The 23677-nt window shown below is 71.5% G+C and carries 24 protein-coding genes and 1 tRNA gene; 15 read left to right on the top strand and 10 right to left on the bottom strand.

Annotated features, from left to right (window positions below):
• Positions 1-33: 33 nt before the first annotated feature.
• The 5 genes from FNH21_RS01395 to bcp form a co-directional block, all read right to left on the bottom strand.
• Entirely contained in the window at positions 34-1518 is a 1485-nt protein-coding gene (locus tag FNH21_RS01395) for a malate:quinone oxidoreductase (RefSeq protein WP_152813793.1), read from the bottom strand.
• Between the two features lie 128 nt (positions 1519-1646).
• Positions 1647-3377: an ABC transporter substrate-binding protein gene (locus FNH21_RS01390; RefSeq protein WP_338403111.1), complete on the bottom strand. Its 1731-nt coding sequence runs from the start codon at positions 3375-3377 to the stop codon at positions 1647-1649.
• 240 nt (positions 3378-3617) lie between these two features.
• Positions 3618-4337 carry a fasciclin domain-containing protein gene (locus FNH21_RS01385; protein WP_152811749.1) on the bottom strand — a complete coding sequence of 240 codons (720 nt, stop codon included), beginning with the start codon at positions 4335-4337 and terminating at the stop codon, positions 3618-3620.
• Between the two features lie 424 nt (positions 4338-4761).
• Positions 4762-4843: transfer RNA gene (locus FNH21_RS01380), tRNA-Leu, on the bottom strand.
• Between the two features lie 78 nt (positions 4844-4921).
• Positions 4922-5395: a thioredoxin-dependent thiol peroxidase gene (gene bcp / locus FNH21_RS01375; protein ID WP_152811747.1), complete on the bottom strand. Its 474-nt coding sequence runs from the start codon at positions 5393-5395 to the stop codon at positions 4922-4924.
• A gap of 164 nt (positions 5396-5559) precedes the next feature.
• On the opposite strand from bcp, the gene FNH21_RS01370 reads away from it, so the two are divergent.
• Together FNH21_RS01370 and FNH21_RS01365 are read left to right on the top strand one after the other, a co-directional pair.
• Positions 5560-6063 (top strand): MarR family winged helix-turn-helix transcriptional regulator, encoded by a 504-nt coding sequence (locus tag FNH21_RS01370; RefSeq protein WP_152811745.1) that lies wholly within the window; start codon positions 5560-5562, stop codon positions 6061-6063.
• Positions 6064-6297: 234 nt separating this feature from the next.
• Positions 6298-7128: a sigma-70 family RNA polymerase sigma factor gene (locus FNH21_RS01365; protein ID WP_152811743.1), complete on the top strand. Its 831-nt coding sequence runs from the start codon at positions 6298-6300 to the stop codon at positions 7126-7128.
• Positions 7129-7207: 79 nt separating this feature from the next.
• On the opposite strand, the gene FNH21_RS01360 is transcribed toward FNH21_RS01365, so the two are convergent.
• A complete protein-coding gene (locus tag FNH21_RS01360) occupies positions 7208-8224 on the bottom strand; it encodes a glycosyltransferase family 9 protein (protein ID WP_152811741.1) in 1017 nt (338 codons plus the stop codon).
• Here FNH21_RS01360 and FNH21_RS01355 point away from each other — a divergent pair.
• The 8 genes from FNH21_RS01355 (at position 8223) to FNH21_RS01320 (ending at position 15225) form a co-directional block, all read left to right on the top strand.
• On the top strand, positions 8223-8399 hold the full coding sequence (locus FNH21_RS01355) for a hypothetical protein (protein ID WP_191931500.1): 177 nt from the start codon (positions 8223-8225) through the stop codon (positions 8397-8399). The genes FNH21_RS01360 and FNH21_RS01355 overlap by 2 nt on opposite strands.
• A gap of 6 nt (positions 8400-8405) precedes the next feature.
• Positions 8406-8954: a D-glycero-alpha-D-manno-heptose-1,7-bisphosphate 7-phosphatase gene (locus FNH21_RS01350; protein ID WP_152811739.1), complete on the top strand. Its 549-nt coding sequence runs from the start codon at positions 8406-8408 to the stop codon at positions 8952-8954.
• Complete coding sequence (locus FNH21_RS01345) at positions 8951-10051, top strand: glycosyltransferase family 9 protein (protein WP_152811737.1); 1101 nt, start codon at positions 8951-8953, stop codon at positions 10049-10051. The genes FNH21_RS01350 and FNH21_RS01345 overlap by 4 nt, the downstream gene beginning before the upstream one ends.
• On the top strand, positions 10048-11049 hold the full coding sequence (locus FNH21_RS01340) for a glycosyltransferase (RefSeq protein WP_152811735.1): 1002 nt from the start codon (positions 10048-10050) through the stop codon (positions 11047-11049). The genes FNH21_RS01345 and FNH21_RS01340 overlap by 4 nt, the downstream gene beginning before the upstream one ends.
• Entirely contained in the window at positions 11046-12338 is a 1293-nt protein-coding gene (locus FNH21_RS01335; RefSeq protein ID WP_191931499.1) for a glycosyltransferase, read from the top strand. Before FNH21_RS01340 ends, FNH21_RS01335 begins: the two co-directional genes overlap by 4 nt.
• 140 nt (positions 12339-12478) lie before the next feature.
• Positions 12479-13048, top strand: coding sequence for a D-sedoheptulose-7-phosphate isomerase (locus FNH21_RS01330; protein ID WP_055770859.1), 570 nt, complete (start codon positions 12479-12481; stop codon positions 13046-13048).
• Positions 13045-14412, top strand: a complete 1368-nt coding sequence (locus FNH21_RS01325) for a PfkB family carbohydrate kinase (protein WP_152811731.1) — start codon at positions 13045-13047, stop codon at positions 14410-14412. Before FNH21_RS01330 ends, FNH21_RS01325 begins: the two co-directional genes overlap by 4 nt.
• Before the next feature lie 87 nt (positions 14413-14499).
• Positions 14500-15225, top strand: coding sequence for an SDR family oxidoreductase (locus FNH21_RS01320; protein ID WP_152813789.1), 726 nt, complete (start codon positions 14500-14502; stop codon positions 15223-15225).
• On the opposite strand, the gene FNH21_RS01315 is transcribed toward FNH21_RS01320, so the two are convergent.
• Positions 15191-16360: a glycosyltransferase family 9 protein gene (locus FNH21_RS01315; RefSeq protein WP_152811729.1), complete on the bottom strand. Its 1170-nt coding sequence runs from the start codon at positions 16358-16360 to the stop codon at positions 15191-15193. The genes FNH21_RS01320 and FNH21_RS01315 overlap by 35 nt on opposite strands.
• A gap of 408 nt (positions 16361-16768) precedes the next feature.
• Between FNH21_RS01315 and FNH21_RS01310 the strand changes: the two genes are divergently transcribed.
• From FNH21_RS01310 to FNH21_RS01290, 5 genes are all read left to right on the top strand, one after another.
• Entirely contained in the window at positions 16769-18181 is a 1413-nt protein-coding gene (locus tag FNH21_RS01310) for an aldehyde dehydrogenase family protein (RefSeq protein WP_152811727.1), read from the top strand.
• Complete coding sequence (gene rfaE2, locus FNH21_RS01305; protein ID WP_152811725.1) at positions 18181-19716, top strand: D-glycero-beta-D-manno-heptose 1-phosphate adenylyltransferase; 1536 nt, start codon at positions 18181-18183, stop codon at positions 19714-19716. Before FNH21_RS01310 ends, rfaE2 begins: the two co-directional genes overlap by 1 nt.
• Positions 19713-20576: a glycosyltransferase gene (locus FNH21_RS01300; RefSeq protein ID WP_191931498.1), complete on the top strand. Its 864-nt coding sequence runs from the start codon at positions 19713-19715 to the stop codon at positions 20574-20576. The genes rfaE2 and FNH21_RS01300 overlap by 4 nt, the downstream gene beginning before the upstream one ends.
• Positions 20577-20635: 59 nt before the next feature.
• Positions 20636-20824, top strand: a complete 189-nt coding sequence (locus FNH21_RS01295) for a DUF2795 domain-containing protein (protein ID WP_152811723.1) — start codon at positions 20636-20638, stop codon at positions 20822-20824.
• Positions 20825-20891: 67 nt separating this feature from the next.
• The gene (locus FNH21_RS01290) at positions 20892-21905 is read left to right on the top strand and encodes a cation diffusion facilitator family transporter (protein ID WP_152811721.1); all 1014 of its coding nucleotides are present in this window, start codon (positions 20892-20894) and stop codon (positions 21903-21905) included.
• A 148-nt stretch (positions 21906-22053) separates the two neighbouring features.
• Here the strand turns inward: FNH21_RS01290 and FNH21_RS01285 are convergent, their stop codons facing one another.
• The 3 genes from FNH21_RS01285 to FNH21_RS01275 form a co-directional block, all read right to left on the bottom strand.
• Positions 22054-22509, bottom strand: a complete 456-nt coding sequence (locus tag FNH21_RS01285) for a VOC family protein (protein ID WP_152811719.1) — start codon at positions 22507-22509, stop codon at positions 22054-22056.
• Between the two features lie 90 nt (positions 22510-22599).
• On the bottom strand, positions 22600-23322 hold the full coding sequence (locus tag FNH21_RS01280) for a hypothetical protein (RefSeq protein WP_191931497.1): 723 nt from the start codon (positions 23320-23322) through the stop codon (positions 22600-22602).
• Between the two features lie 86 nt (positions 23323-23408).
• Entirely contained in the window at positions 23409-23651 is a 243-nt protein-coding gene (locus tag FNH21_RS01275) for a hypothetical protein (protein WP_152811717.1), read from the bottom strand.
• Between the last annotated feature and the right edge of the window lie 26 nt (positions 23652-23677).

Genomic DNA, 23677 nt, shown 5'->3' with positions numbered 1-23677 from the left:
TGACGGCCGCCCGGCTGGCTGGCTCCGCCGTGGTTAGACGAGCTTGAGGGCCCTGTCGGTGAGCGTCTGGATCTCGGCCGCGAGCGACGGATTCTCGTTCAGCTTGACGCCGTAGCCCGGCAGCATCTCCTTGAGCTTCGGCTCCCAGTCGGACATCTTGACCGGGAAGCAGCGCTTGAGGAGTTCCACCATGATCGGCGCGGCGGTCGACGCTCCGGGCGAGGCCCCGAGCAGGGCGCCGATGGAGCCGTCCGAGGAGGTGATGACCTCGGTGCCGAACTGCAGCACGCCGCCCTTCTTCGGAGCCTTCTTGATGACCTGTACACGCTGCCCGGCGGAGATGAGTTCCCAGTCGCCGCCGTCGGCGGACGGGAGGAAGTCGTTGAGCGCCTCGTTCTTCGCGTCACGGTTCTTGAGGACCTCGGTCACCAGGTACTTCGTGAGCGACATGTTGTCCTTGGCCACGGCCAGCATGGGTACGAGGTTCGACGGACGGATGGACGTCGGGAGGTCGAGGTAGGAGCCCCGCTTGAGGAACTTGGTGGAGAACCCGGCATAGGGCCCGAAGAGCAGGGAGCGCTCGCCCTTGACGTACCGCGTATCGAGGTGTGGGACCGACATGGGGGGTGCGCCGACGGACGCCTGGCCGTACACCTTCGCGTTGTGCTGGTCCACGAGCGTCGGGTCCGTGCAGCGCAGGAACTGGCCGGACACGGGGAATCCGGCGAAGCCGCGTCCTTCGGGGATGCCGGTCCGCTGCAGGAGGTGGAGGGACCCGCCACCCGCGCCGATGAACACGAACTTGGAGGTGACCGTCGTCGCCTCGCCCGTCGCCCGGTTCTTGACCTTCACGTCCCACCGGCCGTCGGACGCCCGCGCGACGTCGAGCACGTCGAAGCCGTAGTGGAGTCCGACACCCGTGCCCTCGAGGTAGGCGTTGAGCTGGCGGGTCAGGGAGCCGAAATCGACGTCCGTACCCCCGGCGACACGGGAGGCAGCGACCGGCTGGGAAGGATTGCGGCCCTTCATGATGAGCGGGGTCCAACCCGCGATGGTCGCGTGGTCCTCGCTGAACTCCATGGTGTCGAACAGGGGCTGCGGGCTCAGCGCCTCGTACCGCTTCCGAAGGTACTCCGCGTTGGCCTGGCCCCAGACGAAGCTCATGTGGGGGACCGCGTTCACGAAGCTGCGCGGATCTCCGATGTGCCCCTCGGTGACCATGTGGGACCAGAACTGGCGGGACGTCTGGAACTGCTCGTTGATGGCGATGGCCTTCGCCGGGTCCACGGACCCGTCCTTGCCGGCCGGCGAGTAGTTGAGCTCGCACAGCGCGGAGTGGCCTGTCCCGGCGTTGTTCCAGGGGTCGGAGCTCTCCAGACCGGCGACGTCGAGCCTCTCGAAGAGCGAGATGTCCCAGTCGGGCTGGAGCTGGCGGAGGAATGCGCCGAGCGTGGCGCTCATGATGCCGCCACCGATCAGGACGACGTCTGTGGTCTTGGCGGGCGTGCCCTGATTCATGGTGGTCAACGTGGTCTCCAGTCGCGAGGTCGTAGCAGGGAAAGCCTAGCGTCTGGCAGTGACCTTATCTAAATCCGGTGGAGCCCCGTCAGGGGTACCCGCAGCAGCGGCCGTGGCGCCGCGCGCTGTCACTCCGACGGCTCGGGCCGGGGCTCCACGTCGGCGAGGTCGATCCGGTTGAACACCTCGTTCATCACCGGGCTGACGGGGTAGCTGCTCACGCGGGGACTCATGGCGAGGGCTGAGATCGGAAAGGCGAGCGGGACGGCCGGGACGCGTGTGGAGATCTGGCCGCTGATGTCCGCGTACGCGGCCGATCGGTCCTCGCCGTCGGGCAGGCCGCGGGCGCGGTTGATCTTGCTGAACAACTGGGGGTCCTCGTACCCGAACTCCTCGGTGTAGGAGCCGAACAGCGCACCCACGAAGTTGTCCGGGTCCTCGTAGCTGCCGCTCCAGCCCAGGAGATGGAACGCCCGGTCACCCGTCTGCTGCACCGCTTCGATGTAGCCCTCGCTCCAGTCGATCGGCACGGGCTTGATGGTGAAGCCGGCCTCGGTCAGCTGGCGGCTCAGCTCCGCGTAGGCCTTCTCGGGCGAGGGGAGGTACGCCCTGGAGACGTTGCGCGGGTAGTAGAAGGGCAGCGGGCGGCCGTCGTAGCCGGACCGGTCGAGGAGGTCCTTGGCGAGGTCGACGTCGTAGCCGTAGTCCTCGACCGCCTCTCCGCTCACCCCGAGCTTCTCCGGGACGAACTGGCGCGCCGGCTTGGTGCCGCTGAGGAACCGGCCGTCGATGAGTGCGTCCTTGTCGATCGCGTGGGCCACGGCCTGCCGGAACAGGACGTCGTCGACACCCGGGAAGCCCTGGTTGAGGCCGAGGTACAGCACGGAGTAGGGGTCGCGCTGGAGGAACTGCTGACCGTTGCGTGCGAGGTCCACGGCGCTGTCCACGGACACGAAGTCGTAGCCGTCGATCCGACCGGCGGTCAGGGCGCGGGCACGGGAGTCGGGATTGGAGATGGTGGTGAAGAGGACGCGGTCCACCTCGCCGCGATCACCCCAGTAGTCCTCGAAGGAGACGAGGTCCACCTCGCCCGGCTCCCAGGAGACGAACCGGAAGGGCCCGGTGCCCACGGGTGCGCGTCCGTAGCGCGAGATCAGCGAGCCGTCGACGGGCTCCGTCAGATCGTCGGCGGAACCCGCGTCGAGGGCGGCCGGTGAGGAGATGGCGAAGGCCGGGGCGGCCAGCGCGGCGATCAGTCCCGTGATCCGGCTGGTGAGCTGCAGATCCACGGTGGACGGCGTCGTCGCGGTGCAGCCCTTGTAGAGGCTGATCTCGGGCTGGTCCGAGTAGCCCTTGAACACGTGCTCGAAGGGCAGCCGCCCGGCTCCGGCGCGGGCCGAGGCGGGGAGGGTGTACCAGCGGTCGAAGTTGGCGCAGACGGCCGCGGCGTCCAGGGGCCGGCCGTCATGGAAGACGACGTCGTCCCGGAGCGTGAACTCGTAGGAGCGCCCGCTGTCCTGCTCCTCCCACGACTCCGCCAGCAGTTCCGTCGGTTCAGAGGTGAGGGGATCGATGCCCACGAGGCCCTGGAGGATCTGCCGGGTGACGCGGTAGGACTCGGTGTCGTTGGCGAGGGCCGGATCGAGGGTGCGAGGATCGGCGGCGCTCCCGAAGGTGAAGGTGGAGGCGTCGACGGCGGGAGCGCTCGTGGCGGGGACAGGCTCGGGCGGCACCACCTCGCCGGATGTGCAGGCCACGAGCGACGCGACGGAGGCGACGACGACGGCGTCGCGCAGGATGCGGATCACCGATGCGCGGCTGGCCCGCGGGTGGCGGGGGCACGCGGCGGCGTTGTTCACGAGCAGGCTCTCCGGAAGGCAGGGGTGACCCGGTCCTGGGGACGCGGCGGTCGGAAGCCCTCAGTCTAGGTGATGCTCCTGTCCGCGCCGTGCAGGGCGAACGGGGAGACCGGGTACCGTCGCTTCCCGTCGGGCTGCCCCGTCGCACGAAAGAACGGACCCCCTCACCGGAAGTGAGGATGTCCGTCCGTTGTCCCTGGAACACGTTAGAGGTTTGCACCAGGGAGGCAGTGCGCGTCCTTAGCCGGCGGCGGGGGGCGTGAGGACGGCGTCGATGAGGTAGACGACGGCGTTGGCGGTCTGGACGCCGCCGCAGATGACGTTGGCGTCGTTGACCTTCAGTTCCTGGCCGGATCCGGTGATCTCGAGGTCGGCGCCCTGGACGGTGGTCTGGGTGGTGCCTTCGAGTTCGGTGGGCTGGATCTTGCCGGGGACGACGTGGTAGGTGAGGATGCTGGTGAGGCCCTCGGTGTCGGTCTTGAGGCCTTCGACGGTCTCGGCGGGGAGGGCTGCGAATGCGTCGTCGACGGGTGCGAAGACGGTGAATTCGTCGCCGTTGAGGGTGTCGACGAGGTTGACGTCGGGGTTGATGCCGCCGGAGACGGCTGCGGTGAGCTGGGTGAGGATGGGGTTGGCGCCTGCGGCGTTGGCGACGGGGAGCAGGGACATGCCTTCGACGGAGCCGTCGCCGGAGGGGACCTGCTCGGCGTAGCCGGCGCAGCCGGGGCCGACGAGGTTCGCGGCGGGGTCCATCATGGCGTCGGCCGAGGCGGAGGGGGCCATGCTGGCCTCTGCCGACGGCGACTCGCTCTCCATGGGGGCTTCGCTGGCCATGGTGGCCTCGCTGCTCGGAGCGGACTCCGACGCTGCTTCGTCGCCGCCGCCGCAGGCTGCGAGACCGAACATCGAGACTGCTGCGATCCCGAGGATCGAGAGGTTCCTGCGCTTGGTGATTCCCATGAGAATTTCCTCCATAGATATGACCCGGCGGGTGCCTGCGGTCTGGGGTATTGGGTGAAACACATCGTGTCGATGTCTCGGAGGTACTTCGGGCGCCCTCGGAGGGTGGATGGGTGGGATCACCAAAGAAAATCTCGGCGGGCCTGATCCGCCCGCTGGTTGTTACCTGCCCGTGACCTGCGGCGATGTCGCATCAGGCGTGCGGCGCATGCTCGACCGTGAGCCGGGCAGGGTCGCGGCTCCCGCCCTGGGCGGTGTGACGGGCTGATGCAGGAGGTGCAGATGGGGCTGTGCGGTGGCCACCGGAGCGACCCCGGACCGCGGCCGTCGACGCGCTTCACCCCGCGGCCCCGACCATGCGGAAGGAAGGCCGGCGCAGAGCACGAAGGCCCCGGACGGACTCTTCCGTCAGGGGCCTTCACCGTGCGCAAGAGGGGACTTGAACCCCTACGTCCGAAGACACTGGAACCTAAATCCAGCGCGTCTGCCAATTCCGCCACTCGCGCGCCGATGCCGGCACGAGGGCATCGTCGTCGCCCTACTCTACCGGTCCGGAACCGGGTGCGGACCGGCCGCGGCGGGTGCTACTCGTCGATGCCCAGGTCGCGTCGCAGCTTCGCGACGTGACCCGTGGCGCGCACGTTGTACTGGGCCAGCGCCACGTCGCCAGCCTCGTCGACGACGACGGTGGACCGGATGAGGCCCTCGTACGTCTTCCCGTAGTTCTTCTTCTCCCCCCAGGCGCCGTAGGCCTCGGCGACGCCGTGGTCCTCGTCGGAGAGGAGGGGGAACGTCAGGGATTCCTTCTCGACGAAGGAGGCGAGCTTGCCGACGGGGTCCGGTGAGATGCCGAGGACGGAGTAGCCGGCTGCGTCGAGGGAGGCGAGATTGTCGCGGAAGTCGCAGGCCTCGGTGGTACAGCCCGGAGTCGCCGCTGCGGGGTAGAAGTAGACGACGACCTTCCGCCCCCGCAGGGAGGACAGCGTGACGCCGTTGCCCTCGGCGTCGCTGAGCGTGAAGTCGGGGGCACTATCACCGGTGACGAGTCGTTGCGACATGCATACTCCTGAGGATCGGTCGGGTGGCCGGGCGGATCCCTGCGGGAGCAGGCCCTGTTCGGCCGGCCGGCGATGATTCACTAGCCAGCCTAGCTATCATAGGTGGAAGATCCGACGCCGACGGCGGCTGCCGGTTGCGCAAGCGAGAGGAAGTGCACAGTTCTATGCCCGATCTGGAGCAATGGCCCACCGGTCGACTGCTGACGACGGCGGCGCGTCTCGTCGAGCACGCATGGAACGAGCGTCTCGTGGACATCGGGGTGACGCACGCGGGTGTGATCGCGCTCGGCGTCCTGGCCGATCAGGGAGCCATGACGCAGGCGAGCCTGGCGCAGATCGTCCGGGTGCAGGCGCAGACCATGGGGAAGACCCTGTCCAGACTCGAGTCGCGGGGGCACGTCACCCGCGTCCGGAACGATCTCGACCGCCGATCGCACCTCGTCTCCATCTCTCCCGCGGGCAGGCAGGTCCTGGACGCCGCGGATGACATCGAACGCACCCTCGTCGCGGGCGGCGGGCTCGTCTCGGACGAATTGAGGGCCCACCTGCAGGTCGTCATCAGGGAGCTGGGTGCCCCGCGGTGGAACTGGGCGGCCGCGGCCGCTCCGGCAGGTGCTCCCGTCGAGACACCGGACGCCACCGATCCGGCTGCTACGGTCCACAGCTGACCTGCGCCTGAGCGGCTGAAAGCTCCGCACCCCCTGCTCACCCACCCCCTGCCTGTCCGGCAGGGGGTTTTTCGTGCGCCAGGAGCCCGCGCAGCGACGCCGACGGTATACCTGACAGAAGCGGGCAAGGGAAGACCTCCGAGGAAAAGGGTCGAGGAGGAGAAGGTGGTTGCGTACTAAGCAGGCTGATGTTTTGTTGGGGACGTACGTGTCCACCGCCCGACGGAGATCAGCATGCAGAGTACCGCCACATCCAGGTCGACCGACGGAGGCCCCGTGCGCCCGCCCGCCGGGACGCGCGACGTCGGCGACCGGCCGGGTGGCTGCAGCGCCACGGAACAACCCCTCAAAGCCGCTCTGCAGGACGACATCGCGCTGCGGCACATGGACATCGCGGAATCCGTGGCCCGCTCCTTCGCGACGACCGGCCCCGAGGCCTCCGACATCCGGCAGGTGGCCTACCTCGGCCTGATCAAGGCCGTCCAGCGCTTCAACCCGGGGCGCGGCGTCCCGTTCGCCTCCTTCGCGGTCCCGACCATCGCGGGCGAGATCAAGCGCTACCTCCGTGACTCCTGCTGGGTCATCAGGCCTCCGCGGGAGGTCCAGGACCTCCGCACGGAGATCGCGCGGACGGCGCCCGCCATGGCGCAGCGCCTGGGCCGGGAGGCGACCGCACGCGAACTCGGGGTCGAACTCGGCTGGCCGGAGCACAAGGTGCTGGAGGCGCAGGCCTCCCATTCCAGCCTCCGCCCCGATTCCCTCGACGCTCCGTTCGAGGGCCGCAGCTGGGCGGACACACTCGCCGCAGACTCCGACGGCATGGGCCGCAGCGACGACATGATCTCCCTGCGTGGAGCGGTCAACGAGCTCGACGGCAGCGAGAAGGAGCTGCTCTACCGGCGCTACTTCATGGAGCAGACGCAGCAGGTCATCGGCGACGAACTGGGGATGTCGCAGATGCAGGTCTCCCGGACACTCGCCCGCATCCTCGTGAAACTGCAGAAGCGCCTGCTGGGTGCACCTGCGCCCGAGAACGCGCGCGGGGTGCGGACGAGCATCGCCTGAGTCCGCAGCGTCGTCGTCCGCCGGACACTCCGCCGGCCATCCACGCCCCGGACCGCCGCCGGAGCCCGCGCCGAACGGGCTAGGAGACGCCGTGCTCCGCTGCCGCCGCCAGGACCTGATCGACGGTCACCGCCATCAGTGCGGGGTCGGGTGTGGGCGAGAACGTCTCGCCGACCCGCAGCGTCTCGTCGGTGAGGACCGTGTGAGGACCGGGGGGTGGCCCCCACTCCGAGGCCGGCGCGGGCCCGAAGAGCACCACCGAGGGCCTCGCGTACGCGGAGGCGAGATGCGCGGCGCCGGTGTCTGCCGAGATGACGAGGGACGCACCCGCGACGAGGCGGGCGAAGCGGTCGAGGGGGAGGTTGCCGGCCGCGACCGTGTCCTCGGGCAGTCCCGCGGCGTCGGCCACGGCGAGTGCCCGGGGCCGCTCCTTCCCGCTGCCGGTGAAGACCACCCGGTGGCCCGATGCCGCCAGCACGCGGGCCACCGCCGCGAACCGTTCGACGGGCCACAGGCGGCTTCCATAGGCGGCGCCCACATGGATGACGACGGCGTCGGGCGCGGGGCTCTCGCCGTCGGGCACGCGCAGGCTGCAGTCCAGGGGGTCGGCGGGTACGCCGTGCCAGCTGACGAGGCGCGCCCAGCGCTCACGCTCCAGCACGCCGTCCTCCCACTCCGGACCCTCCCAGCCGGGTGAGCGGTGACCCATCCGGCGCTGCGCACCGATCTCCTCCAGGCGCCCGCGGCTCTCCTCGCCGTTGCCGTGCAGGTTGACCGCGAGGTCGATCCGCCCGTACTCGATGGGCAGCGGATCGTCCAGTCCGTGGGTGGGCAGGAGGTCGTCGATCGCATCCGTCAGCCCGACGACGGGACGGAGCCACTCCTGGGCCGCGTAGAGGATGCGGTGCTCGGGGAAGGCCCGCCGGAGGCCCTTGAGGGCGGGCACGGCGACGAGGAGGTCACCCAGTTTCAGTGCACGCAGCGCGAGGATCTCGGGCCGGCCGTCCGGCGCCGGCGTCGAGGAGGACGCGGCGCCCGGACGTGCGTGGGGGATCGGCTGCTGCGCGCTCGCGGTGCTGGTGCCCTCGGAAGTCATGCGAATCATCCTGCCAGAGGAAGCGGGGTGGGCCCGGCCGGGCCCGTCGCCGCCGGGGGCCCACCGGCAGCGGCGGAGGGATCCCCCGTGGAGCAGCGGCGAACGGGAGGAGAAGCAGGAGGAGGAGAAGAAGTTCGGCGAGAAGTGTTTAGTCCTGCTGCTTCCCGGGAACTAAGCCTGTATGCATACTTCGGCCGAGCGACCCCGGACCGCCCCCAGCGCCGTCCTGTTCGACCGCGACGGGACGATCGTCGTGGACGTCCCGTACAACGGTGATCCGTCCCTGGTCCAGCCCATGGCCGGCGCCAAGGAGGTCCTCGACGGCCTGCGCTCGCGCGGTATCCCCGTCGGCGTCGTCACGAACCAGTCGGGCATCGCCCGCGGCCTCGTCACGCGCGGGCAGGTCGACGCCGTCAACGCCCGCGTCGAGGAACTGCTCGGACCGTTCGATGTCTGGGAGGTCTGCCCCCACGGCAGTGGGGACGGCTGCGCCTGCCGCAAGCCCGGACCGGGCATGGTGCTGTCGGCCACCGCACGCCTCGGGCTCGAGCCCGGCGAGGTGGCCCTGATCGGTGACATCGGGGCGGACATGGGCGCCGCAGCCGCTGCGGGAGCCCGGGGGGTCCTGGTGCCGACGGACATCACGCTGCAGGACGAGATCCGTGACGCCCCCGCGGTGGCCGGGACGCTCGCCGGGGCCGTGGACCTCCTCTGGGCGGGCACCACATGAGGCGCACGGTGCTGGTGGCACGCCTGGACAGCGCGGGGGACGTGCTGCTCGCCGGCCCCGCCGTCCGAGCCATCGCCGCCGGTGACCACGGGGACTCGCCCAACGACGTCGTCATGCTCTGCGGACCGCAGGGGGCCTCGGCGGCACGCCTGCTGCCGGGTGTGGTCGACGTCGTCGTCTGGCGTGCGCCGTGGATCATCGATCCCGCACCCGAGCCCACGCCGGAGCTCGTGCAGGAGCTGCACGACGCCGTGGTGGCCGCGGACGTCGACGAGGCCGTGATCCTCACCTCCTTCCACCAGTCGCCGCTGCCGCTCGCCCTGCTGCTCCGCCTCGCGGGAGTGCGGCGGATCGCCGGGGCGTCCGTCGACTACGCCGGATCCCTGCTCGATGTCCGGCTGAAGCCGGGCGAGGACTTCCCGGAGGACCAGCCGGAGGCCGAGCGTGCGCTCGGCATCGCCGAGGCGGCGGGGTACGCACTGCCCCCGGGCGACGACGGGCGCCTCCGGGTCACCCACCTCGCCGACGCCGCCGAGCTCGTCGGGCGGGGGCCGTACGTGGTCGTCCATCCCGGCGCGTCCGTGCCCGCCCGGGCCTGGCCGCCGCTGCACCACGCGGCCGCCGTCGAGCTCCTGACGGCCGCCGGGTTCCGGGTGGTCGTCACCGGTGGCCCCGACGAGACGGAGCTGACCTCGACGGTCGCAGGACCGGAGGCCCTGGACCTCGGCGGCCGGACCGACCTGCCGGTCCTGGGTGCGGTCCTCGCCGGAGCGACCGTGGTGATCACGGGGAACACGGGCCCGGCCCACCTGGCCGCAGCGGTGGGCACGCCCGTCGTCTGCCTGTTCTCGCCCGTGGTCCCGGCCATACGGTGGGCGCCCTACCGGGTGCCGGTGGAACTGCTCGGCGACCAGGATGCGGCCTGCGCGCTCAGCCGTGCCCGCATCTGCCCCGTCCAGGGGCACCCCTGCCTGTCCAACGTCTCGCCGGAGGACGTCGTGGATGCTGTCCTGCGCCTCAGTTCCGGAATATCGTCACTCGGCTCGCGCCGCAGCATCGGCCGCACCGACGGCCGCAAAACGAGGGGAAACCGATGAGGATCCTGGTATGGCACGTCCACGGCGGGTGGACCGACGCCTTCGTGCGGGGCGAGCACACCTACGTGCTGCCCACGACGCCCGACGGCGGTCCCTGGGGGCTCGGCCGGGCGGGCCGCGACTGGCCGTCCTCCGTGATCGAGGTGGCTCCCGCCGATCTCGCGGACGCCGGCATCGACATCGTCGTGCTGCAGCGCACCGAGGAGATCGCCGAATGCGAGCGCCTGCTCGGCAGGACACCGGGACGCGACCTTCCCGCCGTCTTCCTCGAGCACAACACCCCCCGCCGTGACATCGTGGGCACCGTCCATCCCCTCGCCGGGCAGGACGACATCCCGATCGTCCACGTGACGCACTTCAACGAGCTGTTCTGGGACAACGGGGGCGCGCCCACCACGGTGATCGAGCACGGCATCGTGGACCCGGGCTATCTCTACACGGGTGAGCTGCAGCAGCTCGCCGCGGTGATCAACGAGCCGGTCCGGCGCGGCCGCATCACGGGTACCGACCTGCTGCCCCGCTTCGCGGGCATCGCACCGCTCGAGGTGTTCGGCATGGGCACCGACGGGCTCGGCGACTCCCTGGACCTCGGGCCCGGCGAACTGCGGATCGGCGGCGACCTGCCGACGGCCGAGCTGCACGCGCGGCTCGGGCGCTCCAGGGCCTACGTGCACCCCCTGCGCTGGACCTCGCTCGGCCTCTCGCTCCTCGAGGCCATGCACGTGGGCCTCCCGGTCCTGGCCCTGGCGACGACGGAGGCGGCACGCGCGGTGCCGCCGGGAGCCGGGGCCGTCTCCACGCGCGTCGACGATCTCGTCCGCGTGGCAGCCGCACTCATCGACGACCCGGACGAGGCCCGCGCGCGCGGCCTCGTGGCACGGGAAGCAGCCCTGGAACGCCACGGGCTCGCCCGGTTCCTGGCCGATTGGGACGACGTCCTGGGACAGGAGCCCACCCGGCACCGCGTCCTGGCGGTTACAGAAAGGAGAGCGCAGTGAGGATATCGATGGTGTCTGAGCATGCAAGTCCACTCGCGGCACTGGGGGGCGTCGACGCCGGGGGACAGAACGTCCACGTCGCCGAGCTGTCCCTGGCACTCGCCCGGCGAGGGCACGACGTCACCGTGTACACGCGACGCGACGACCCCGCCCTCCCGGTTCGCGTGCGGACCGACGCGCGGCTGGAGGTCGTCCACATCGACGCCGGTCCCGCCCGGCATGTCCCCAAGGACATGCTGCTGCCTTTCATGGGTGAGCTGGCCGACGGGATCGTCGAGGACTGGGGACAGGAGCCGGCGGACATCGTCCACGGCCACTTCTGGATGTCCGGGCTCGCGGCGCTCGATGCCGCCCGCCAATCGCGCAGCGGGGGCCGGGACGTCCAGGTGCTCCAGACCTTCCACGCCCTCGGCACCGTCAAGCGGCGCCACCAGGGCGTCGAGGACACCAGCCCGTCCGAGCGGCTCATGCTCGAGGCCATGGTGGGGCGCAGCGCCGACCGCGTGGTGGCCACCTGCTCGGACGAGGTGTTCGAGCTTAAGGCCATGGGCGTGCCCGCGAACCGCGTCTCGATCGCGCCGTGCGGCGTGGATCTCGAACTCTTCGGTCCCCACGGACCCGTGGAGGAGCGGGAGCGGCCGCACCGGATCGTCAGCGTGGGCCGCCTCGTGCCGCGGAAGGGCATGGATCTCGTGATCCGGGCGCTCCGCGAACTCGCCGACACCGGACACGACGACGTCGAACTCCTGATCGTCGGAGGTGGCGGCAACACGTCCGTCCTCGAGGACGATCCGGAGGCGCAGCGTCTCGTCGCGCTCGCCACGGAGCTCGGCGTCGCCGACCGCGTGGTGCTCCGGGGCCAGGTCTCCCGCGCCGAGATGCCCGCCCTCCTCCGCAGCGCAGACGCCGTCGTCTGCGCCCCCTGGTACGAGCCGTTCGGGATCGTCCCGCTCGAGGCCATGGGGTGTGGGGTCCCGGTGGTCGCGGCCGCCGTCGGCGGACTCGTGGACACGGTGGTGGACGGCAAGACCGGCCTCCACGTTCCGCCCCAGGATCCTGCGGCGATCGCTGCCGCCGTCGCCGAGGTGCTGGCTGATCCCGCCTGGGCGAGGGAACTCGGGGACAACGGCTACCGGCGCGTCCGGGCACGCTACTCCTGGAGCCGCATCGCGGCCGACACGGAGAAGGCCTACCAGCTGGCGCTCGGGGCGGCAGTCCCCGCAGCGCCGGCAACAGCGCGGCGGAGCGCCGCGCGTCGACTCGAGAGCACAGGAGGCAGGGCACTGTGACCACGCACCTTTCCGACACCTACACCGATCGTGCGGCACCGGCCGCCCCGGCACGGGAGGGGGTATCACTCGCCCCGGCGCACCGGGACCAGGAGCGGCGTTCGCAGGACGCCGTCCAGCAGGACGCGCGCCGGATCGTCATGGAGCACCTCCGCGCCGTCAGCCCGGCCGTCGAGTCCCTCGCGCAGAACGCCGGGACCCTCGCCGGGTGGGGCATCGAGATGGCGACCCGGCTCATCGCGGGCCAGCGGCTCCTCGCCGCCGGCAATGGCGGCTCCGCCGCCGAGGCCCAGCACCTGACGGCCGAACTGGTGGGCCGCTTCGACGGGGAACGCGAGCCTTTCTCGGCCATCTCCCTGCATGCGGAGAGCTCCGCGGTCACCGCGATCGCCAACGACTACGGCTTCGACCAGCTGTTCGCGCGCCAGGTGCGCGCCCACGGCCGTCGCGGCGACATCCTGGTGCTGCTCAGCACCAGCGGCAAGAGCCCGAACCTCCTCGGTGCCGTCACGGCAGCCCGTGAGGCGGGCATCACCACCTGGGCGCTCACGGGAGCGGGGCCCAACCCGCTGACCGAGTGCGTGGACGACTTCATCGCCGTCGAGGCGCAGTCCGCCAACGCGCAGGAGGGCCATCTGATCGCGCTGCACGCCATCTGCCGCGCCTTCGACGCCGAGGTCCGCCGACGTCGCCAGGAGGAGCAGCGATGAGGATCGTGGTGGTCGGCGACGTGCTGCTCGACACGGACCTGTCCGGCGGCGCGGGCCGCCTGTCCCCCGACGCTCCGGTGCCGGTCGTCGACGTCGACGCGGTCCGGCGCCGCGCCGGTGGTGCCGGGCTCGTGGCACGCATGCTGCAGGCCGACGGCCACGAGGCCGTCCTGGTGACGGTCCTCGGGGATGACGCCGCCGCCGGCCTGCTGCGCGCGGAGCTGGAGGGCATCACCGTGATCGCCGGTCCTTCGGGGGCGCCCACGCCGGTGAAGACCCGCGTGCGGGCCTCGGGCCAGCCGGTGGTGCGCTTCGACGAGGGCTGCGCCACGCCGCCCGTCCCCGGATGCACCGCCGACATGCTCGCGGCTCTGGAGGACGCGGATGCGGTCATCGCGGCGGACTACGGCCGCGGGCTGCTCGCCGACGAGGAGCTCCGCGTCCGCCTGGAGGCCCTGACGGCCTCCACGCCGGTGGTGTGGGATCCGCATCCCGCCGGTGCGCGTCCGGTCCCGGGCGTCGCCGCGGTCACGCCGAACCTCGGGGAGGCGCTGCGCTTCGCCGGCCTGGCAGGTACCGGTACCACGGGTGCGGCATCGGCCGCCGAGGTCCTGCTCGCGGACTGGGGGAGCCGCGCCGTCATCGTCACGATGGGCGAGCACGGTGCCCTCGTCGCGGCGTCGGGGCTCCTGCCCCAGGTGGTTCCTGCGCCGCGCGTCACCGCCACCGATCCCTGCGGTGCCGGTGACCGTTTCGCGTCGGCGCTCGCCGTCGGTCTCGCCGCGGGGATGACGACCGACTCCGCCGCCCAGCAGGCGACAGAGGCTGCCGCGCAATTCCTCGCCGCCGGCGGTGTCGGCGCGATGGGAGGGCGACGGGAGGACGCGCCCCGGCAGCTGCCCGTGGACGGCCTCGACGCCCTGACCGTCGCCCAGCGCACGCGGGACGCGGGGGGCACGGTGGTGGCGACCGGCGGATGCTTCGACCTCCTCCACGCCGGCCATGCCCGGACCCTCGCGGCTGCCCGGCGGCTCGGCGACTGCCTGATCGTGTGCCTGAACTCCGACGAGTCGGTCCGCGGACTGAAGGGCGAGCACCGGCCCATCATCAAGCAGGAGGACCGCGCCGAGCTGCTGTCCGCCCTCGAGTGCGTCGATGCCGTGCTCGTGTTCGGCGAACCGACGCCGGAGAACGCCATCTCCCGCCTGCAGCCCGACATCTGGGTCAAGGGCGGCGACTACGCGGCCGAGGACCTCCCGGAGGCCGCCCTCGTGAGCAGCTGGGGTGGACGGACGGTCACCGTTCCCTACATCCCGGCCCGCTCCACCACGAAACTTGCAGCCGCGCTCGCACGCGTGGGCTGACGAGCTGCACATCCGCACGCGGTCCGATCCGATGGCCCGCGTGCACGCGACGAAAGGAACAGCATGAGCGAGAACATGAGCGAGAACATGAGCGGGACCAGCAGCCGGACCACGAGCGGCACCGGCTTCAACCCCGGCCGGGTCCTGGTGACCGGGGGAGGCTCCGGTCTGGGCGCGGCCATCGTGCAGGGCGTCCTGGCCGCGGGAGGCACCCCGGTGGTCCTGGACCGCGACATCAGCCGCGTCACGGGCGTCAAGGCCTTCGAGGTGGACGTCGCCGACCGCGAGGCGGTCGAGAAGGCCGTGCGCGAGGCGGCGGAGACGATGGACGGGCTCGACGCCGTCGTGACCGCGGCGGGGATCGACCGCTGCGGCGCCCTCGACACGGTGCCCGCAGGGGAGTGGGAGAAGGTGATCGGCGTCAATCTGATGGGGACGGCGTCGACGGCCCGAGCCGCCCTGCCGTACCTCAAGCAGACGCACGGGCGCGTGGTCACCATCGCCTCGACCCTCGGCATCAAGGCCGTGGGGGATGCGACGGCCTACTGCGCCTCGAAGTTCGGGGTCATGGGGTTCTCGCAGGCGCTCGCCGCGGAGACAGCAGGGCAGATCGGCGTCACGACGATCATCCCCGGCGGCATGAAGACCCGCTTCTTCGACGACCGCGACGAGCAGTACAAGCCGCAGGACGACTCACGGCTCAACGACCCCGAGCGCGTGGCCGAGGCCATCCTGTTCGCGCTCTCGCAGCCCAGGAGCTGCGAGATCCGCGAGATGGTCATCGCCCACGCAGAAGAAGGCTCGTGGCCCTGAGTTCGGCCACGTCCGCGTAGACGGCATCGGGCTGGACGGTCGCGACGAACGAGTCATCGTGCTCGCAGCGCTCCGCCGTCCAGCCCACCTGCGTGACGTCCACTCCGCACACGGGGCACTGCGACACCCAGGAGAAGTGGACGCGGTGGAGCGTGCGGCCGATCGCGCCCGCGTTTATCACGTTGCCGATCCAGTAGACGCCGACGGTCGGGGTGCCCACCGCCTGTGCGAGGTGCCGCGGGCCGCTGTCGTTGCCCACCATCACCGCGCTCCGGTCGAGGACACCCGTGAGCTCACCCAGCGTGAGCTGCCCCGCGAGGGACCGGACGTTCGCGGCAGGCGCCGCCGCGCGGGCGAGCCCGACGATCTCCTCCGCCGTGCCGGCGTCGCCCGCATCACCGACCACCACCACCTCGCAGCCGTCCGCGGCTGCGCGCACGGCCACCTCCGCGAACGACGACGAGGGCCACCGCCGCCGCGGATCGGTCGCACCCGGATGCAGGGCGATCACCGCGCCGTCGCCGGTGAGCCGCCGGGCGCGGTCGGCCTCCGCCGCGGTGACCTGCACACGCGGCTCGAGATCCACCGGCACGGCACCGCCCAGTCCCACGACCTCGAGAGCCCGGAAGACCTCGTGCTGGTAGTAGACGTAGGGGATGGTGCGTTCGAGTGCGGCGGCGTCGGGCGTGCGCGTGCCGATGGTGTGGCGGGCACCGAGTCGCAGCACGAACGGGTTGGAGTTGCGTCCGCCGCCGTGCAGCTGCACCGCGAGGTCGAAGGAGCCGGACAGCTCGTCGAAGAACCGGTCGACGGCGGCCGTGTCCACCGCGCCGTCCACCTCGCCCCCGGGGCGGACGCCCGGGGAGAAGGGCAGCTCGACGATCCGCGAGACCGGTCCCGGCCTGCCCTCGAGCAGTGCAGCATGCCCCGGCATGCCCAGCAGGGTGATCTCCGCGTCGGGGTAGCGGGACTTCAGCGCGGCGATGGCCGGCAGCGCGAACATGAGATCGCCCAGCCCGCCGCCGCGCAGGACGGCGATGCGCCGGACGTCCTCGAAGGGCGGGAGCACCGGACCCACGGCCCGTGCCGTGTCCTGCCTGCCGCCGAAGTCCGCCGTCGTCTGTCCCTGCCCCATGCGTGTGTTCCCCGTTCGTGTCGTGTCATGGCGTGTCGTGTCGTGTCGTGTCGTGTCGTGTCGTGCCGTGTCGTGTCGTCGGCACCGTGCGTCGTGCGTCGTGCGTCGTGCGTCGTAATCCTGACCCGGTCCGACGACGGACGTGCTTCCCTCCAGCTGTACACAGCAGCAGGGGTGCTGTCCATGTCTTTCCCCGATCCGATCCAGCGATCGGACCTGCTGCCGCAACCATATGCTAAGCGTGCTGATGGTCACGGGGAGCGGCGTAGAAATCGGCCCCTGTCCTGTGTGAAGCCGCGGGAGCGGGGTATGGAACCACCAGCGGCGGCTGTCGTGCCCGGATCCCGTCCGCGATCAGGGCAGAACAGCCGCAGCAGACCTGCAGCACGCCGAACGCCAAGGAGCGCAATGTCCATCCAGTCCCAGGCACCCTCCCTGCTTGATGCGCAGGACGACGCGTCCATCACGATCATGAGTCCCCTCGACGGGTCGGAGGTCGGGTCCCTACCCTGCACCACGCGCGAGCAGATCGGCCTCGCCGTGTCCCTCGCCCGCGCCGTCCAGCCCGAATGGGCCGCCACGAGCCCGGCCGATCGCGGAGCCGCCCTGCGCCGGGCAGCAGCAGCACTGCGCGCCGGTGCCGAAGAACTCGCGGCGCTCAATACGCGGGAGACGGGCAAACCCCCCGCGGACGCTCTCGGCGGGATCGAGGCCGGCATCTCCACCCTCGAGCAGTACGCGGAACTCGGCCCCGTACACCGAGGACTGAGCCTCCGGGGCGCGGCGACCGCCAGCGACTACACCGTCGCCGAGCCGCGCGGCATCGCCGTGCTCCTCACACCCTGGAACGACCCCGTGGCGGTCGCAGCGGGCCTCATCGGCGCAGCCCTCGTCACCGGCAACACCGTCATCCACAAGCCGAGCGAGCGCTGCCCGCACGTGGGCGAGATGCTCGGGCGGCTCCTGCAGCCGGCCTTCCCCGACGGCGTGTTCACCACCCTGACCGGGGACGGCGAAGTGGGCCGGCTGCTCACCACCGAGACCGATGTCGACGTCGTCGCGCATGTGGGATCGAGCGCGACGGGCGGGCGGATCGCCCGCGCGGCCTCCCTCACCGGTGCACACGTGATCCGCGAGAACGGCGGCAACGATCCCCTCCTGATCGACGCCGACGTCGATCCGGTGTGGGCCGCAGGTCAGGCGGCGCTCGGCGCCTTCGCCAACGCCGGCCAGATCTGCACCTCGGTGGAGCGGATCTACGTCCACCGCGACATCGCCGAGCCCTTCCTCGCCGCGCTCACCGAGGAGGCGCGGGCGTGGACCGGCAGCAGCGGCTTCCCGCCGCTGGTCGACGAACGCATGCGCGACGCCGTGGAGGCGCAGGTCGCTGAGGCCCTCCAGCTCGGGGCGCGCTGCCTGGCCGGGGGCTCGGTGCCGGACGGACCCGGCGCCCACTACCCGGTGACGGTCCTGGCGGACTGCACGGGATCGATGACCGTGATGACGGAGGAGACCTTCGGGCCTGTGGCTCCCGTCACCGTCGTGGACAGCTTTCACGACGGCCTCCACCTCGCCGCGTCCGGACCGTACGGGCTCGCCGCCTCGGTGCTGACCGGGAGCATCGCCCACGCCCAGCAGGCCATCGCGGCGCTCGCCGTCGGAACCGTCAAGGTCAACGCCGTCTTCGGCGGGGCACCCGGTGGGGCAGCCCAGCCGCGCGGCATCAGCGGCGCCGGGTTCGGCTACGGCCCGGAGCTGCTCGACGAGTTCGCCCTCGTCAAGGTGGTCCACATCAGCTCACCACCGCAGGGGGACGCCTGATGGCCGGCACGGACGGGCCCGTCGGGGTCCCGGACGGCGAGCTGTCCGACGTCCGGGGCCTCGCGGCCTGGCTCCCGGCCGCCATCGCCGACCGGGCACCGCGGATCACGGTGGTGGGGGACGCGATGCTCGACGGCTGGTGGAGCGGCACGATCGAGCGGTTCTGCCGGGAGGCGCCCGCCCCGGTCGTCGACATCACGCGCCGCGACTACGCCGCGGGGGGAGCGGCGAACACGGCGATGAACCTCGCCGCCCTCGGCGCGCGGGTGCGGATGTGCGGCCTGATCGGCGACGACGACGCCGGCCGCCGACTCCGCGGGATCCTGGACGGCGCGGGCGTGGACACCACCGACCTCGTGCAGGACGCCCGGGTGGGCACCACGACGAAGTACCGCATCCTCGGCGGGGACCAGGTCATGCTCCGCCTCGACGACACCCACGACGGCCTGCCCGCGTCCGCGATCACGGCCCTCGCGGCCCGGGTCCCGGACGCCGTGGCCGGCGTCGAGGCCGTCATCGTGTGCGACTACGGATCGGGTGCCCTCGGTGACGAGGTCCGGGCAGCGCTCCGGCCCGCGGCGAACCTGCACCCGGACACCCTCGTCGTCGTGGACGCCCATGACACCGCCGCCTGGGCCGAGGTGCAGCCGCACATCGTGACACCGAACGCGGGCGAAGCGGCGCAGGTCCTCGGCATGCGACTCGATCCGCGCTCCGACCGCGCCTCGGTGGTGGCGGCGCGGCGGAACGAGCTGCTGGCCGCGACCAGCGCCGCAGCCGTCGTCGTGACGCTCGACCGCGACGGGACCGTCCTGCTGACCGCGGACGGGGAGGCACACCGCACGTGGGCCGATCCCGTGACCGAGAAGCAGGCCTCGGGCGCCGGGGACACCTTCGTCGCAGGCCTCACCGCGGCCCGCGCAGCGGGACTGCCGCTGACCACGAGCCTGGACCTCGCCCAGGCCGCCGCGGACGTCGTGGTCCACCGGCCCGGCACCTCCGTCTGCACGACGTCGGACCTCACGGGCCACCTGCAGCAGTTCGCGGACACGGCCCTCGCCACCGGCGACCTGCTGCGCCGACTCGAGGAGGACCGGGCGGCCGGCCGCCGGGTCGTGCTGACGAACGGCTGCTTCGACGTGCTGCACCGCGGCCACACGCGCTACCTGAACCAGGCCAAGCAGCTCGGTGACGTCCTCGTGGTGGCCCTCAACGACGACGCCGGCGTGCGGCGGCTGAAGGGCCCGGACCGTCCGATCAATCCCATCGCCGACCGCGCCGCGATCATCGCCTCGCTGAGCTGCGTGGACTACGTCACCGTCTTCGACACCGACACCCTGGTGCCGCTGATCGAGCTCGTGCGACCCGACGTCTACGCGAAGGGCGGCGACTACACGGCCCAGATGCTGGAGGAGACCCCGGCCGTCGAGGCGTGCGGCGGGCGGGTCAGCATCCTCGACTACGTGCCGGAGCGCTCCACCGCGGCCGTCGTCCGGCGCATCCGCTCGGCGCCCCTCGCGGGTGACGCGCCGTGACACCGCGCTGGTCGGGGGAGTGGGCGCTCGAGGTCCCCGGGGAGGAGCCCGCCGTCGACGTGCTGATCCCGTCCTTCGGGCGTCCGGCGGAACTGGCGGTCACCCTCTCGGGGCTTGCCGCCCAGGAGGGCGTGCCCTTCCGCGTGATCGTGAGCGACCAGACGGAGGGTGAGGCCGCGTCCTTCGTGCAGCCGGCGGTCCGGGCCATGCTGCGGGTGCTCGAGGCGCAGGGGCACCCGGTCCGGCTGGAGCGGCACCTGCCGCGCCGGGGCCTGGCCGAGCACAGGAACTACCTCCTCGGTCTCGCGACGGCGCCCTTCGTGCTCTTCCTCGACAACGACGTCTGGCTCGAGCCGGGTTCCCTGGACCGGATGAGCAGGGCGCTCCGCGCCGCCGGGTGCGGCTTCGTGGGATCCGCGGTGCAGGGCCTGTCCTACCTCGGCGACCGGCGGCCGCACGAGCGCACCGAGCTCCGGCTGTGGCCGGACAATGAGGTCCTGCCCGAGCGCATCCGCCGCGGCACGGAGGGCTTCGCCCGATGGCCGCTGCACAACGCGGCCAACCTGGCGCACGCCGCCGTCGAACTCGCGATCCCGCCCGGGGAGTGGCGCCTCTACCGCGTGGCCTGGGTGGGCGGGTGCGTCCTGTTCGATCGCGACGCGCTCGTGGAATGCGGCGGGTTCGACTTCTGGGACCGGCTCCCGCCCGGACATGCGGGCGAGGACGTCGCCGCGCAGTGGCGGGTGATGGAGCGCTACGGCGGCGCAGGCATCATCCCGTCCGGCGCGGTGCACCTGGAGGCGCCCACCACGGTGACCGACCGTGACACAGACGCTGCCCACGTGATCCTGGGCCAGTGACGGTGCCCCCGCCCGGGGACGCACCTGCAGAGCATCGAACCGACACGAAGGAGCACCACATGGCAGATCCGAGCCCGATCGACATCCAGAAGGCACTGGGCGGCATGGACTACCCCGCCTCCAGGGACGACCTCGTGAAGCACGCCGAGGACAAGGGCGCGGACGCGTCGGTCCTCGACACACTGAAGAACCTGCCGGACCGCGAGTTCGACTCGCCGACGGATGTGAACAAGGAAGCGTCAGCCTGAGGACAGCACCGGCGGCGGTGCCCGTCCAGGGTGCCGCCGCCGGCGTCCGGCGTCCGGAGGGGACGGCATGAAGCAGGACAGAGAGACGACGGCCAGGTCGACGGGCAGGTCGACGGTGGAGGAGAAGGCCGGGGGCGCGTCCGGCGGGGAGCGACCCGTGACGGTCATCATCGCGTTCATCGCGAACCTGCTCGTCGCGGTGGCGAAGACCGTCGCCGCGATGATCACCGGTTCCGCGTCGATGACTGCGGAGTCCGCCCATTCGTGGGCCGATACGGGCAACCAGGTGTTCCTTCTGGTCGCCGAGCGGAAGTCGAAACGCCGCAGGGACGCCGCGCATCCCCTCGGCTACGGCCGCGAAGCCTACGTGTGGTCGATGTTCGCCGCCTTCGGGCTCTTCACCGCAGGTGCCGTCGTGTCCATCACGCACGGCATCCAGCAGCTCCTCGAGCCCGAGCCCGCCGCCGACTACGGGATCGCCTACGCCGTCCTCGCCGTCGCGTTCGTGCTGGAGGGGATCTCGTTCGCCCAGGCGTTCCGCCAGGCTCGCACGGCCGGACGGAGAACCGGCACGTCCACGCTGAGGAGCGTCTCGACCACGTCCAACCCCACGCTCCGAGCCGTCTTCGCGGAGGACTCCGCCGCGCTGATCGGGCTCGTCATCGCGTTCGCGGGCATCCTCCTGCACCAACTCACCGGGTCCCCGGTCCCGGACGCCGTCGGATCCATCCTCGTCGGTGTGCTGCTCGGGGTGATCGCCGTCATCCTCATCGACCGGAACCGCCGCTTCCTCGTCGGCCAGGCCGTGTCGCCGGAGCTCCGCGCATCGGTCGCCGGGCGCCTGGATGCGCATCGGAGCATCGAGCGCGTCACCTACCTGCACCTCGAGTACGTGGGGCCCGACAGGCTCTACCTGGTGGCGGCGGTGGACCTGGTCGGCGATCGGGCGGAACACGAGGTGGCGGTCGCGCTTCGCGCCGTCGAGCGCGACATCGAGGACCACGAGCGCATCGAGGAGGCCGTGCTGACCCTCTCGACGCCGGACGAGCCGGCCCTGACGTTCGCAGCGCACGGCCCCTGATCAGCGAACGGACCCTGAGCAGCGCACGGCCCCTGAGCCGCGTCCGCGCCGCTTCGTCCTCCGATTCCGCTTCCCGGTTCCGCTTCCCGGTTCCGCTTCCCGGTTCCGCTTTCCGGTTCCGCTTCCCGGTTTCCCCTGGCCCGACCGGCTAGCCGCCCACCTCCGCGTCCTCCACGGCGGTGGCGGACTCCCCGCCCGGACCCGCGATGTTCACCATCCAGGAGACCCCGAAGCGGTCGACGCACATGCCGAAGCTGTCGCCCCACGGCGAGGCGGCGAGCGGCATCACCTCCGTACCGCTGCCGGCCAGAGCCTCCCAGTAGCCGCGGAGCTCTGCCTCGTCATCCCCGCTCAGGGACAGCGAGTGGCCGGCCGGGGCTCGGTACTCCATGCTGTTCGGTGTATCCGCAGCCATGAGTACCTGACCCGACGGGGTGGTGAGCATCGAGTGCATGATCTTGTCCTGCTCGGCCGGATCCTCACTCACCTGGTACTCGGCGAACGTGCTGCGCTGCAGGTCACCGCCGAACACCGACCGGTAGAAGTCCATCGCCTCGGCGGCGGTGTCCTTGAAGCTGAGATAGGTGTTGATCGTTGCTGCCATGGTGCTCTCCCGTCGTCCGCGCCCTCCGACGCTGCCTGTGGGAGCGATTATGGCCGAGGACGCCGCAGCAGGGAAGGGGCGCGGGCACGCTCAGGAGGGCGACGGCCCGGGGCGTGGGCCGATCGCGCCGGCCACACTTTTCTCGAGCGACGTGATGGTGGCGTCCGGCAGCACGATCAGCCCGTCGAGCTCCCGGCGCGCCCGCCGGTAGGCCGTCTGGCGTTCGGCGGCCGTCGCGGCGTCGTCCACTGCGACGGTGACGAGCTTCCGGGCCGTCTCGAGGCGCGCGCGCTCGCCCGCCGTGAAACCACTCGCCCGCACGCGACGCGCCTCGGTCTCGGCGACCTGGAAGGCGACGTCGTAGGACGTGACGGCCGAGCGGTACGCGGCGAGCTCGTCGGGCAGGACGTCGGACGGGTCCTGGGGCCGCAGAGCGTCCGCCTCACGCTTGGCGCGGAGGAAGGCGACCGTGAGGGGCTCCCTGACGTCCGTCATGGTCGGGTAGTCGATCAGCTTCGCCGCGTCCAGCTCGTAGGAGAGCCAGCGCCGGTCCACGTCGTCGTGCATGCGCCCGATATGCAGGACGTCCCGCGCCCGTCCCGAGGGTGCCTGACCCGACGGCGTACCGGCGGGCTCCGGTGGTGCCGCCGGGGCTGGCAGCACGGCCGGGTTCTTGAGGCGGTACAGCTCCATCCTGCGCTGGTGGCGCCGTTCGCCGGCCTCGGACCAGGACCTGCCCCAGACGGCGAAGACACCCGAGAGGGGGAAGACCAGCCACCAGTAGTTCCCGGCGAAGGACAGGATTTCGTTCACGGCTCCATGGTAGGCCCGGACTCCTCGCCGCCGACGTTTGCGGCGCCGTCGCCATCAGGGGTGATACCGGCTGCAGTGGCGACGGCTCAGCCCGTTGTGTCCTCGCGCTGCTGCCGGGACCTGCGCGTGCGGCGGAAGGCCGACACGAGGATCAGCGTGCTCACGAGGAGGTGGAGGATCGAGAGCGACGGGAGGACCGTCAGGAGCAGGAGCGTGACCAGGACGAGGAGGACGGCCGTCCGCGTGAAGGGGAGGAACTCTCGCGGGATGGGACGAGGCCAGGGGTGGTAGTCGAAGGCGGGCGCGTCATCCGCGGTTTCACGGGCCATGGTCGTCCTTCCGGCGTTCGGACCTG

It is taken from the genome of Arthrobacter bussei (assembly GCF_009377195.2).
Lineage (GTDB): Bacteria > Actinomycetota > Actinomycetes > Actinomycetales > Micrococcaceae > Arthrobacter_D > Arthrobacter_D bussei.
This window is presented reverse-complemented; position numbering and strand designations above follow the sequence as displayed.

What these genes read in the sequence shown, in the direction of transcription:
- FNH21_RS01340 (WP_152811735.1), top strand. Translation starts at nt 10,048, where the DNA reads ATGAGGATCCTGGTATGGCACGTCCACGGCGGGTGGACCGACGCCTTC.
- FNH21_RS01275 (WP_152811717.1), bottom strand. Translation starts at nt 23,651, where the DNA reads ATGGCCCGTGAAACCGCGGATGACGCGCCCGCCTTCGACTACCACCCC.
- rfaE2 (WP_152811725.1), top strand. Translation starts at nt 18,181, where the DNA reads ATGGCCGGCACGGACGGGCCCGTCGGGGTCCCGGACGGCGAGCTGTCC.
- FNH21_RS01310 (WP_152811727.1), top strand. Translation starts at nt 16,769, where the DNA reads ATGTCCATCCAGTCCCAGGCACCCTCCCTGCTTGATGCGCAGGACGAC.
- bcp (WP_152811747.1), bottom strand. Translation starts at nt 5,395, where the DNA reads ATGTCGCAACGACTCGTCACCGGTGATAGTGCCCCCGACTTCACGCTC.
- FNH21_RS01370 (WP_152811745.1), top strand. Translation starts at nt 5,560, where the DNA reads ATGCCCGATCTGGAGCAATGGCCCACCGGTCGACTGCTGACGACGGCG.
- FNH21_RS01345 (WP_152811737.1), top strand. Translation starts at nt 8,951, where the DNA reads ATGAGGCGCACGGTGCTGGTGGCACGCCTGGACAGCGCGGGGGACGTG.
- FNH21_RS01315 (WP_152811729.1), bottom strand. Translation starts at nt 16,360, where the DNA reads ATGGGGCAGGGACAGACGACGGCGGACTTCGGCGGCAGGCAGGACACG.
- FNH21_RS01355 (WP_191931500.1), top strand. Translation starts at nt 8,223, where the DNA reads ATGCGAATCATCCTGCCAGAGGAAGCGGGGTGGGCCCGGCCGGGCCCG.
- FNH21_RS01320 (WP_152813789.1), top strand. Translation starts at nt 14,500, where the DNA reads ATGAGCGGGACCAGCAGCCGGACCACGAGCGGCACCGGCTTCAACCCC.
- FNH21_RS01395 (WP_152813793.1), bottom strand. Translation starts at nt 1,518, where the DNA reads ATGAATCAGGGCACGCCCGCCAAGACCACAGACGTCGTCCTGATCGGT.
- FNH21_RS01295 (WP_152811723.1), top strand. Translation starts at nt 20,636, where the DNA reads ATGGCAGATCCGAGCCCGATCGACATCCAGAAGGCACTGGGCGGCATG.
- FNH21_RS01325 (WP_152811731.1), top strand. Translation starts at nt 13,045, where the DNA reads ATGAGGATCGTGGTGGTCGGCGACGTGCTGCTCGACACGGACCTGTCC.
- FNH21_RS01290 (WP_152811721.1), top strand. Translation starts at nt 20,892, where the DNA reads ATGAAGCAGGACAGAGAGACGACGGCCAGGTCGACGGGCAGGTCGACG.
- FNH21_RS01330 (WP_055770859.1), top strand. Translation starts at nt 12,479, where the DNA reads ATGGAGCACCTCCGCGCCGTCAGCCCGGCCGTCGAGTCCCTCGCGCAG.
- FNH21_RS01365 (WP_152811743.1), top strand. Translation starts at nt 6,298, where the DNA reads ATGCAGAGTACCGCCACATCCAGGTCGACCGACGGAGGCCCCGTGCGC.
- FNH21_RS01350 (WP_152811739.1), top strand. Translation starts at nt 8,406, where the DNA reads ATGCATACTTCGGCCGAGCGACCCCGGACCGCCCCCAGCGCCGTCCTG.
- FNH21_RS01385 (WP_152811749.1), bottom strand. Translation starts at nt 4,337, where the DNA reads ATGGGAATCACCAAGCGCAGGAACCTCTCGATCCTCGGGATCGCAGCA.
- FNH21_RS01285 (WP_152811719.1), bottom strand. Translation starts at nt 22,509, where the DNA reads ATGGCAGCAACGATCAACACCTATCTCAGCTTCAAGGACACCGCCGCC.
- FNH21_RS01360 (WP_152811741.1), bottom strand. Translation starts at nt 8,224, where the DNA reads ATGACTTCCGAGGGCACCAGCACCGCGAGCGCGCAGCAGCCGATCCCC.